Source organism: Cryobacterium sp. Sr8, assembly GCF_004403225.1.
Lineage (GTDB): Bacteria > Actinomycetota > Actinomycetes > Actinomycetales > Microbacteriaceae > Cryobacterium > Cryobacterium psychrotolerans.
Map to the genome: position 1 here is coordinate 148,349 of NZ_SOHO01000041.1, position 10,981 is coordinate 159,329.

General features: G+C 68.1%; 10 protein-coding genes and 1 tRNA gene. 10 read left to right on the forward strand and 1 reads right to left on the reverse strand.

Features of this window, described 5'->3' with window-relative positions:
- Positions 1 to 80 precede the first annotated feature (80 nt).
- The 10 genes from E3T54_RS08005 to E3T54_RS08050 all read left to right on the forward strand — a co-directional run bounded on the left by E3T54_RS08005 (position 81) and on the right by E3T54_RS08050 (position 9,917).
- Positions 81 to 1,718: an ABC transporter substrate-binding protein gene (locus E3T54_RS08005; protein WP_092324537.1), complete on the forward strand. Its 1,638-nt coding sequence runs from the start codon at positions 81 to 83 to the stop codon at positions 1,716 to 1,718.
- 97 nt (positions 1,719 to 1,815) lie between these two features.
- On the forward strand, positions 1,816 to 2,919 hold the full coding sequence (locus E3T54_RS08010; protein WP_134475245.1) for an ABC transporter permease: 1,104 nt from the start codon (positions 1,816 to 1,818) through the stop codon (positions 2,917 to 2,919).
- A 2-nt stretch (positions 2,920 to 2,921) separates the two neighbouring features.
- Entirely contained in the window at positions 2,922 to 3,998 is a 1,077-nt protein-coding gene (locus E3T54_RS08015) for an ABC transporter permease (RefSeq protein WP_092324534.1), read from the forward strand.
- Positions 3,995 to 5,683, forward strand: a complete 1,689-nt coding sequence (locus E3T54_RS08020; protein ID WP_092324533.1) for an ABC transporter ATP-binding protein — start codon at positions 3,995 to 3,997, stop codon at positions 5,681 to 5,683. The genes E3T54_RS08015 and E3T54_RS08020 overlap by 4 nt, the downstream gene beginning before the upstream one ends.
- Before the next feature lie 4 nt (positions 5,684 to 5,687).
- Positions 5,688 to 6,611, forward strand: coding sequence for an ABC transporter ATP-binding protein (locus tag E3T54_RS08025; RefSeq protein ID WP_134475246.1), 924 nt, complete (start codon positions 5,688 to 5,690; stop codon positions 6,609 to 6,611).
- Between the two features lie 69 nt (positions 6,612 to 6,680).
- Positions 6,681 to 7,673, forward strand: coding sequence for a D-isomer specific 2-hydroxyacid dehydrogenase family protein (locus E3T54_RS08030; protein ID WP_134475247.1), 993 nt, complete (start codon positions 6,681 to 6,683; stop codon positions 7,671 to 7,673).
- A gap of 79 nt (positions 7,674 to 7,752) precedes the next feature.
- Positions 7,753 to 7,825, forward strand: a tRNA-Asn gene (locus E3T54_RS08035).
- Between the two features lie 83 nt (positions 7,826 to 7,908).
- Positions 7,909 to 8,784, forward strand: a complete 876-nt coding sequence (locus tag E3T54_RS08040) for a sensor histidine kinase (RefSeq protein WP_134475248.1) — start codon at positions 7,909 to 7,911, stop codon at positions 8,782 to 8,784.
- A gap of 12 nt (positions 8,785 to 8,796) precedes the next feature.
- On the forward strand, positions 8,797 to 9,615 hold the full coding sequence (locus E3T54_RS08045) for an AzlC family ABC transporter permease (RefSeq protein WP_134475249.1): 819 nt from the start codon (positions 8,797 to 8,799) through the stop codon (positions 9,613 to 9,615).
- The gene (locus tag E3T54_RS08050; protein ID WP_134475250.1) at positions 9,612 to 9,917 is read left to right on the forward strand and encodes an AzlD domain-containing protein; all 306 of its coding nucleotides are present in this window, start codon (positions 9,612 to 9,614) and stop codon (positions 9,915 to 9,917) included. Before E3T54_RS08045 ends, E3T54_RS08050 begins: the two co-directional genes overlap by 4 nt.
- 16 nt (positions 9,918 to 9,933) lie before the next feature.
- Here the strand turns inward: E3T54_RS08050 and E3T54_RS08055 are convergent.
- On the reverse strand, positions 9,934 to 10,981 hold a 1,048-nt coding region (locus tag E3T54_RS08055; protein ID WP_134475251.1), incomplete at its 5' end, for an HNH endonuclease signature motif containing protein.

Here is a 10,981-nt window from a genome sequence, read left to right on the forward strand (position 1 = left end):
AGCTATGCACGGCTGCCGTTATCGCGCGCGCCGGGCATAAGACACACCTAAGGAATCACCTACAGGAAGAGGTTTCGGATATGACATCCGCATCCACAAACCGCAAGCGCGCACTCGCTGCATCGGCTGCCTTCGCAGCCGCGGCACTCGTGCTTGCAGGCTGCTCCGCCGGCGGCTCAACCGGCGGCGACACCAAGGCCGGCGGACCGATCACCATCGGCACGACGGACAAGGTCACCACGCTTGACCCGGCCGGCTCGTACGACAACGGTTCGTTCTCCGTTCAGAACCAGGTCTTTCCCTTCCTGATGAACACCCCGTACGGCAGCCCCGACGTCGAACCCGACATCGCGACCAAGGCCGAGTTCACGGCGCCGACCGAGTACACGGTCACCCTGAAGCCTGGCCTCAAGTGGGCCAACGGCAACGACCTCACGTCCTCCGACGTGAAGTTCAGCTTCGATCGCCAGCTGAAGATCGCCGCCGACAACGGGCCTTCCTCGCTGCTCTACAACCTCGCCAGCACCGCGGCGCCGGACGACACCACCGTCGTCTTCACCCTCAAGGCCGCCAATGACCAGATCTTCCCGCAGATCCTGTCGAGCCCGGCCGGCCCGATCGTCGACGAGGAGTCCTTCTCCGCCGACGCGCTGACGCCCGACGACGACATCGTGGAGGCCAACGCCTTCGCAGGCCAGTACGTCATCACGAGCTACGACTTCAACAACCTCATCGGCTACAAGGCGAACAAGGACTACGAGGGCCTCCTCGGAGCCGCGGAGACCGACGTCGTCCGCGTCAAGTACTACACCGAGGCCTCGAACCTGAAGCTCGACGTGCAGGAGGGCAACATCGACGTTGCATTCCGCAGCCTGTCGGCCACCGACATCGAGGACCTGCGCGGAAACGACAAGGTCAAGGTCGTTGACGGACCGGGTGGCGAAATCCGTTACATCACGTTCAACTTCGACACGCAGCCGTTCGGTGCGAAGACCGCCGACGCCGACCCGGCCAAGGCACTGGCCGTGCGCCAGGCTGTCGCCAACCTCGTCGACCGCGAAGAAATCGCCGACCAGGTGTACAAGGGCACCTACACCCCGCTGTTCTCCTTCGTTCCCGAGGGCCTGACCGGCGCCACGGAGTCCCTCAAGGGCCTCTACGGCGACGGCGAGGGCGCACCGGACGCCGACAAGGCGAAGGCTGTTCTCGAGGATGCCGGCGTGACCACCCCGGTCGAGCTCAACCTCCAGTACAACCCGGACCACTACGGCCCCGGCTCCGCCGACGAGTACGCACTCGTCAAGGACCAGCTTGAGGCTTCCGGACTGTTCTCGGTCAAGCTCCAGTCGACCGAGTGGGTTCAGTACGCCAAGGACCGCACCACGGACGCCTACCCGGCGTACCAGCTCGGCTGGTTCCCGGACTACTCCGACGCCGACAACTACCTGACCCCGTTCTTCCTCGAGGGTGGCTTCCTGAAGAACCACTACAACAACCAGGAAGTCAACGACCTGATCCTGAAGCAGGGCGTCACGGCTGACCCGGAGGAGCGCGCCAAGCTGATCGAGGAGATCCAGGACAAGGTCGCGGCCGACCTGTCGACCGTGCCCCTTCTCCAGGGCGCGCAGGTTGCCGTCACCGGAAAAGACGTCGCGGGCGTGGAAGACACGCTCGACGCGTCGTTCAAGTTCCGCTACGCCGCTTTGTCCAAGGGTTAAGCGATTCAGAGACTAGAGTCTTCTCTAGTTCGGTAAGCGGGGGTGCCCGGCGTTCTCGCCGGGTGCCCCTTCTCTTTGTAATCGTGAGGTAAGAAGAATGACCACTGTGGCAACGACGCCGGCAGTCCCGGCCGGCCGGCCGGCTGGGCGCAAGAGCAAACCAGCCGGGGGTGGGATCGGGCGCTACCTGCTGATCCGGTTCCTGCTCATCTTCCCGACCATCTTCATCCTGGTCTCCATGGTGTTCTGGCTGATGCGCGCCACCGGTGACCCGATCACGGCGGCCCTGGGCGGACGCCTGGGTCCGGAGCAGCTGGCGGAACGGATCCACGCGGCCGGCTACGACCGTCCGATCCTGGTGCAGTACGTCGAGTACCTCGGCCAGATCTTCACCGGCAACTTCGGCACCACGATCAGCACGAACCGTCCGGTCTCCGAGGTGCTCCTGACCTACGGTGTGGCCACTGCGGAGCTCGCGTTCTACGGGCTCCTCGTCGCGTTCATCGTCGGCATTCCGCTCGGCATGGTCGCCGCGTACTTCCGGGACAAGGGTCAGGACGCGCTCCTGCGGGTCTTCGCGATCCTCTGCTACGCCACCCCGGTGTTCTTCTCCGGCCTGCTCTTCAAGCTCGTCTTCGCGGTCTGGCTCAACGTGCTCCCCGTCGCCGGGCGCGCCACGACCGGCTCGGAACTCGAGATGCAGCTCCTGCCGAACCCGACAGGCCTCTACACGATCGACGCCATCCAGGTTGCCTTTCAGGCCGGGAACACCGACGTGCTCATCGACGTGCTCCAGCACGCCGTGCTGCCGTCCCTTGCCCTCGGCCTCCTTACCGCCGGTGTCTTCCTGCGGCTCGTCCGCACGAACGTCATCGGCACGCTCGGCACGGACTATGTCGACGCAGCCCGGTCGCGCGGAGTGAGCGAGTTCCGGCTCGTGAGCAAGCACGCCTATCGTCCGGCGCTCATCCCGATCATCACCGTCATCGGCCTGCAGATCGCCTTGCTGCTCGGCGGCGCGGTGCTGACCGAGACCACCTTCGAATGGAAGGGCCTCGGCTTCGTGCTGATTGAGTTCATCAAGGCTCGCGACTACGTCGCCGTGCAGGGCATCGTCGCCCTGCTCGCCGTCATCGTCGCCCTGTCCAACTTCATCGTCGACATCATTGCGGCGATCATCGACCCGAGAGTGAGGTACTAGTCATGACCTCGACCTCCGACCTGACAGTCCCGCGCAAGCCCGGCCTGTTCTCCCGCCTGCCCGTCATCCACCAGTTGCGCCAGAGCGTCGGACTGCAGCGCGGGATGCTCGTCGCCGGCCTCGTCATCACCGGCGTCTTCATCCTGACCGCGATCTTCGCCCCCCTGCTCGCACCCTACGGCTTCAGCCAGTTGCGTGATGAGAGCGGCCGGTTCGGTTCGCAGCAGCCCCCGAGCGGCGAGCATCTCTTCGGCACAACGGTGGGCGGGTACGACGTGCTGTCCCGGGTGCTCTGGGGTGCGCAGACTGCGATCTTCGTGATCGTTGTCGCCGTGGTCCTGTCAATCTTCGCCGGCGTGGTGCTCGGCCTGGTCTCCGGATACTTCGGCGGCTGGCTCGACCGCGTGCTCGTCGTCGTCTCCGACGCCGTGTACGCCTTTCCGTCGCTGCTGCTGGCCATCGTGATGTCGATCGTGATCTCCGGTGGGCGGTCCGACCTGATCGGCGGTGTGCTGGCCGCGGCGATCTCGATCACCGTGGTGTTCATCCCGCAGTACTTCCGGGTGATTCGCGCGGAAACCGTGCGGATCAAGGCGGAAGCCTACGTGGAATCCGCTCGCGTGCTCGGCGCCAGCAACAGCCGGATCATGTTCCGGCACGTGCTGCGCAACGCCACCCGCACGCTGCCGCTGATCTTCACGCTCAACGCCTCCGAGGCGATCCTCACCCTCGCGGGCCTCGGCTTCGTCGGCTTCGGCATCGAGCCGACCGCCGCGGCCGAGTGGGGCTACGACCTCAACAAGGCCCTGTCGGATGTCACGAGCGGGATCTGGTGGACGTCACTGTTCCCCGGCCTCGCGATCGTTCTCGTGGTGCTCGGCATCACCCTTGTGGGCGAGAGCCTCAACGACCTGGCCGACCCGCGTCTGCGCGGCCGACGCCGCGTCGCCCAGGCGTCGGGCCTGGTCGCAGAAACCTCCGTCGTTCCCGGTGGCACCCTCGTCGCCGGCCCCGGTGGCCTGGACGGGCTGGAGAGCAACGCAACGCACCCCGACACAGGATTGGAAACCAGGCCATGAACAATGTCCTCACGATCACGAACCTGGGCATCTCCTTCGCCACGGACGCCGGCGCGGTCAAGGCCGTCGACGACGTCAGCCTGACCGTCGCCCCCGGTGAAGTCCTCGCCATCGTCGGGGAGAGCGGCAGCGGAAAGACCGTCACCGCCAAGACGATCCTCGGCCTGCTGCCGGAGACGGCGACCATGAACGGCGCCGTCATCCTCAGCAGCAAGGACGGCTCCAGCGAGAGCAACATCGTCTCGCTCACCAAGCAGCAGCTGCGCCAGGTGCGCGGCACGGACGTCTCGATGGTCTTCCAGGAGCCCTCGACCGCGCTGAACCCGGTGTACACCGTCGGCTGGCAGATCGCAGAGGGCATCCGTGCCCACGGCCAGTTCAGCAAGAAGGAGGCCAGGGTCAAGGCGATCGAGATCCTCGGTCGCGTTGGCATCCCCGACCCCGAGACCCGCGTCAACTACTACCCGCACCAGTTCTCCGGCGGGCAGAAGCAACGCGTCGTCATCGCCATGGCCCTGGTGCTCGACCCGGGGCTCATCGTCGCGGACGAGCCGACGACGGCGCTCGACGTGACCGTGCAGGCCGAAATCCTCGACCTGCTCCGCCGCGTCCGCGACGAATTCGGCACCGCAATCGTGTTGATCACCCACAACATGGGTGTCGTCGCCGACCTGGCCGACCGCGTCGCCGTGATGTTCGAGGGCAAGGTGGTCGAAGAGGCACCGGCGCAGAAGCTGTTCAGCTCGCCCCAGCACGAGTACACGAAGAAGCTGCTGGCGGCCGTGCCGCACGTGGGGCAGGGCATCGTCCGGGCCGCGGCCAGGGCGGAGGCTCGCGCACCCGGCTGGGCCGAGCAGACGCCCGTCGTCGAGGCCAAAGACCTGCGGATCGAATACCCCGGCCGGCTCGGCCGCCACGGCTTCACGGCGGTCGACGGGATCAGCTTCTCGATCCGCCCCGGCGAGGTGCTCGGCCTGGTCGGCGAGAGCGGATCGGGCAAGACCACGACCGGTCGCGCCATCGCCGGCCTGACCCGGGTCACGGGCGGCTCGCTCAAGGTCCTCGGTCACGAGATGCACGGGTTCAAGGAACGAGAGTTCAAGAAGTTTCGCAGCGACATCGGCTTCGTCTTCCAGGACCCGGCGTCGAGCTTCAACCCGCTGCTGACCATTGCCGAATGTGTCGCGGAGCCGCTCGTCGTGCACGGCCGGGCGTCCAACCCCGGGGCGGCCCGGGCGCGGGTGAACGAACTCCTCGAGGCCGTTCAGCTGCCACGCGCCTACGGCGACCGTTACCCGCACGAGCTCAGCGGTGGGCAGCGCCAGCGTGCCAGCCTGGCACGTTCCCTCGCCCTCGAACCCTCGTTGCTTATCGCCGATGAGCCCACGTCGGCCCTGGACGTCTCGGTTCAGGCCCGCGTGTTGGAGCTCTTCGCGGAACTTCAGCGGGAGTTCGGCTTCGCGGCGCTGTTCATCAGCCACGACCTGGCCGTCGTCGACATCCTCGCCGACCGCATCGCTGTGCTGTACAAGGGCAAGCTGGTGGAGGAGGGCACCGGCGCCGAAGTCCTCGGCGCGCCGAAGGATCCCTACACCCAGCGGCTGCTCGCTTCGCTGCCGGTGCCGGATCCGGCCGAACAGGCCCAGCGTCGGGAGGGTCTGCGCAAGCTGCGTGCGGCAGGATAGACCCATGACACGCGGCGCCGCACCGGACTACCCGATCACCACGAGTGACCTGACGATCGAGTACCCGGCTCATGGTGCCAGCCCGGCCTTCGTGGCCGTGCATGGGCTCACCCTGCGCGTCGCGCCCGGTGAGGTGCTCGGACTCCTCGGCGAGAGCGGCTCGGGTAAGAGCACGATCGCCCGCGTGCTCTCCGGCGCCGCCTACTCGGGCGGCTTCGGGGGAGTGCGGGCGCAGATCACCGGGGGAGAAGCGGCGGTGCTCGGCATCCCGCTCCGGCGGATCGGCCGACGGGCGCTCGCCCGCCTGACCTACGGGGTGGGCCTGGTGGCGCAGGATGCCGCAGACACGCTTCCGCCCAGCAGGACCGTCGCCGAGATCGTCGCTGAACCCGTGCTCGAACGGGACCAGCGCTTCGACCGCAAGGAGCTCGACACCCGGGTTGCCACGATGGTGGACGCGGTGCGGCTGCCCTTGTCCCTGCTCGGCAAGTTCCCCTACGAGCTGAGCGGTGGGCAGCGCCAGCGCGTCGCACTGGCCCGGGCCCTCGTGTTCGGCCCGTCGCTGCTCATCGCCGATGAGCCCACCGCCGGAGTTGACGTCACCGTGCGCAACGCCGTGATCGACCTGATCGGTGAGCTGCAGCGCGAACGAGCCTTCTCGGCGCTCGTGATCAGCAGCGACCTGGCCGTCCTGCGCCGCGTTGCGAACCGGATCGGCGTGATGTACCAGGGCGTCCTGGTGGGTCTCGGCACGATCGACGAGGTCTTCGACAACCCGTGGCACCCCTACGTGGCGGGCCTCGGGGCTGCACTGTCCGGAGAAGGCCCGGCCGCCCGGGTGCACCTTGCCGTGGCCGAGGAGGCCGCCGAGACCGAGGAGGCCGCGGCGACCGGCGGCGGGATGGCGGAGCATGTCAACGGATACTGAGACCGTCGCTCAGGCGACGACCCGGCTTCCGTCCCCGGCCGGTAGTACGTCGCAGTCGCGACCGTGCGCATGACGGGGCAGCACCGGGCAGTGCTGGCCGGCGACGTCACCGCGCTTCCGCCGGCGGAACGACCCACGCCCGGCCCCATCGCGGTCCTGCCGACTGCCTCCGGGGTCTTCGCCGCGGCCGTTCGCGACGCCGGCGGCCAGGTCGCCGAGCTCTCTGCCGAGACCCGAGGGCTGATCTGGCTCTCGTACAGCCGTGCCGACGATCTCGGGGCCACGCTGGCGGCGAACCCGCAGATCGAATGGGTGCAGTTGCCCTGGGCCGGGGTCGACGGGTTCAGCGGTGTCCTGGCCGCACAGGCCCGGCCCCGACTGCTCTGGACGAGCGCAAAGGGTGCCTACGCCCAGCCAGTCGCCGAGCACGCGCTGGCGCTCACCCTCGCCCTCTTGCGCGTGCTGCAGAAACGCGCGCGGGCAGCAAACTGGAACGCCGTTCCCGAGGGCAGTTCTCTGTACGGCCGTAACATCGTGATCATCGGCGCCGGCGGCATCGCGCTCGAACTGATCCGCCTCATCGCACCCTTCGGCGCCGTCGTCACGGTCGTCCGCCGAATCGCGGCGCCGGTGCCCGGGGCCGCGCGCACCGTGCAGACGGATGCCCTCCACGACGTGCTCCCCGATGCGGACGTGGTTGTCGTGGCCGCCGCGCTCACTGCCGGAACCCGGCAGCTGCTCGGCGCCGAGGAGTTCGCCCTCATGCCGGTGCACGCGAACCTGGTCAACGTCGGCCGGGGAGCCCTCGTCGACACCGACGCCCTCGTGGCTGCCCTCGCTGCGGGCGAGATTGCCGGTGCAGCGCTCGACGTGACCGATCCGGAGCCGCTGCCGGACGGGCATCCGTTGTGGAGCGAACCTCGCTGCCTGATCACGCCGCACATGGCCGACACGCCCGAGATGACAGCGCCCCTGCTCGCCGAGAGAATTCGCCTCAATACGCGTGCTTTCCTTGACGATGGGCGCTTCGTCGGCGTTGTCGACCCCCGGTCCGGCTACTGACGGGCCGAGTGGATTTGGCACACGGCGAACCTTTGGTAAAGTAGCAACGCTGTGTTCAAGCGTTTCATGTTCAAAGCATTCCTCGATAGCTCAATTGGCAGAGCAGCCGGCTGTTAACCGGCAGGTTGTTGGTTCGAGTCCAACTCGGGGAGCGAAAGGCCGTTCCGGGCTCCACCCTGGACGGCCTTTTTTCTTCCCTCATCGCAGACGGCGTGCACGACGAAAGGCGGTTCGGGTGGACCCCTGGCTCATCCTCAGTGCCGTCCTCGCCCTGGCTGTCGCGGCGCTGCTCGTGCTCTGGATCAGGGCCGCCGCGAAGGCCCGGCACACCGTCTTCGACCGCATTGCCGCCGAACGCCTGCGCATCGAGCTGGAGCTCGCCCTCGCCGAGCAGCAAGGGCGCCTGGGCATCATCGGCGAGCTGCAGGATGGCGCCATCCTCTCGCTCGCCCAGCTGATCACGCGCGCCGAGGGTGCGAAGTACGCGGCCAGGAGCGACCCGTCGACGGTCGTTCGTGCGGCGGCCGCGCTCGTCGACGACGGGCGGATCGCCCTGGCCGATATGCGCCGGGTGCTGACGCTCGTGCGCGACGGTGAGAGCACCAACCGACCAACGCCAAACCTGCAGTCCACGGAAGACCTGGTTCGGGTCATGCGGGATGCGGGGCTCGAGGTGAGCCTCACGGAGTCGGGGGAGAAGTTCCCGCTCAAGCCTGGGGCAGAGCTGGCGATCTACCGGATCCTGCAGAGCGCGCTGGCCAACGCCCTCGTCCACGGCGGCGTCGGCACCTCGGCACGGATTTCCTTCACCTGGACCCAGGGCGGCCTGCAGCTGCTCGTCGATGACGATGGCATCCGGGCCGCCGCCCGGCGCGAGGGCGGCAGCGAGGGCGACATCGCGGCACGCACCTCGTACACGATCGATGATGACCTGAAATCTCTCAGTGGCAGCCTCACCGGCGCCGGCCTCACCCAGATGTGGGAACGCACCCAGGCTTTCGGCGGCGTCTTCAGTGCGCGCACGGTGCCGGGCGTCGGTTTCTCGGTGTCGGCGATTTTCCCCTCGCTGCGGTTCCACAACGGCGTCCACGGCGTCGACCTCGGTCGCTGAAGGGCCGGCCACATGAATGACCCCGGCGGCTTCGACCGCCACCACAGGTCGGCCGCGCGAGCCGGCCTGGCGGTCGGCCTCGCCACCGCGGCCTACGGGATTTCTTTCGGGGCGTTGTCGGTGGCGTCCGGTCTGGACATCTGGCAGACCTGCTTCATCAGCCTCGTCATGTTCTCGGGAGGGTCGCAGTTCGCCCTCGTCGGGGTTCTGGCCGCCGGCGGTGCGGCAGCCGGTCCCGCCGCCATTGCCGGTGCGGCGCTCCTGGGCACGCGCAACGGCATCTACGGGATCCGCACCGCGCCCATCGTCGGCGGTGGCCCGTGGAAACGGCTCGCCGCCGCCTGGATCACCATCGATGAATCAACCGCCGTTGCCCTCGCCCAGCCGACGCCCCGCAGCCGGCGGACCGGTTTCTGGGTGACCGGCATCGCCGTCTTTGTGGGCTGGAACCTCACCACACTGGCGGGCGCGCTTATCGGCGAGGCACTCGGTGATACGCGTGCCTTTGGTCTGGATGCCGCGGCCGCCGCCGCATTCGTCGGTTTGCTCTGGCCACGACTGAAGCGGGTCCAGGCCGGAGCGGTGGCTGTCACCGCGGCAGTGGTCGCGGTGGTTCTGACCCCCGTGCTGATGCCCGGCCTGCCCGTGCTGGTCGCCGCCCTCGTCGCGGTCGCCATCGGCCTGTTCAATTGGCTGGGGACACCGGATGGCCCCGCACCGGTTCCCGGCGCAGCCCCGTCGGTTCCGGGTGCCGCCCTGGTTCCGGGTGCCGCCCTGGTTCCGGGTGCCGCCCTGCCGGCGTCCGGCACGCGCGAGGAGACGGCCTCGTGACGTTCTGGCAGATCATCATCCTTGCCTCCATCGCGGTGCTGGCCCTCAAGGTCGCCGGATATCTGGTGCCGCCCAGCCTGCTGGAGAAACCGGCCGCGGCACGGGTCGCCGACCTCTTGACGATCGCGCTGCTTGCTGCCCTCGCGGCCGTCCAGACGTTCGGCGCCGGCGAGGAGATCGTCGTCGACGCCCGGGTTCCCGCGGTCATCGTGGCGATCGCGCTGTTCGCGCTGCGCGTGCCGTTCATCCTGGTCGTGATTGCGGCGGCAGGCGTCGCGGCGGGAGTCCGAGCGCTGTCGTGAATTGCGCGCCGCCCGCCTAGGCGCTATCTGACCGGACACTGCCAGTCGTGTCTGTGTCTGTGTCTGTGTCTGCGCCCGCCTCGATGGCGGGGAGGGTGACGGGGGAGCCGAGGTGCAGGGCGGCTTTGCTGGCGAGGCGGATGGGGGTGTGGTCGGGGTCTTGGCCGAGTGGGGGAACGAGCCAGTAGGTTCCGGTTGACTCTCGTGTGATCGTCCAGCCTTCGTTATGGAGGCGGAGATGGTCGGGTCTGCAGAGCAGGATGCCGTCGGCGATGTTGGTGAGGCCGACCTTGGCGAGCCATTCGTTGATGTGGTGGGCTTCTGTCCAGGAGGGGGGTTTGTCGCAGCCGGGCCAGAGGCAGCCGCCGTCTCGGATGGCGAGGGCGATTTTTTGGCGTTCGGTGAAGAGGCGTTTTTCCCGGCCGATGTCGACGACCTGGTCGTCGTCGAAGGCGATGGCGGTGAATCCGTCGCAGAGGTGCCGGTCGATGTCGGTTTGGGGGATCGGGTCGGGGTGGCCCTCGATCGCGCCGTGTTCGTGGAGTGCGCCGTGGTCGGTCCTGGCGCCGTTCCCTGCCTGGGCCGGTCCGGTCCCGGTTGGGGTGCTGGCGGTGCCCCGTTGCACGACCACTCGTGCGGTGGGCCGGGAGCCGGAGAACACGGTGCCGGGGTCGGCGTTGACGGCGATGTGGATGAGTTCGATGAGGGTTTCGGCGTGGATTTGGTTGGTGCTGCGGGGGTCGTCGATGATTTTCTGGGCTCGGGCCTTCCGTTCTTTGTCGACGAAGCGGGGGCCGCCGCGGCGGGGTCCGGTGATCTGGGCGAGGACTTCGAGAAGGAAGGTGCCGTTTTCGGGGTTGAGGTCGAAGTCGCCGTGGACCGTGCCGTTGGGCTTGCGCCAGGCGCGGAGGTATTGGGCGGCGCGCAGGGCGTCGGCGCGGGCGGCGATCCCGTTGGTGTCGATCTGGTCGCGGGCGTGGCGGGCGGCGGTGAAGGCCTGTTCCGCGTTCAGGCCCTGGCGGGCGGCAATTCCGCGATCGGCGGTGCGGAGGTCCGTGCAGCGT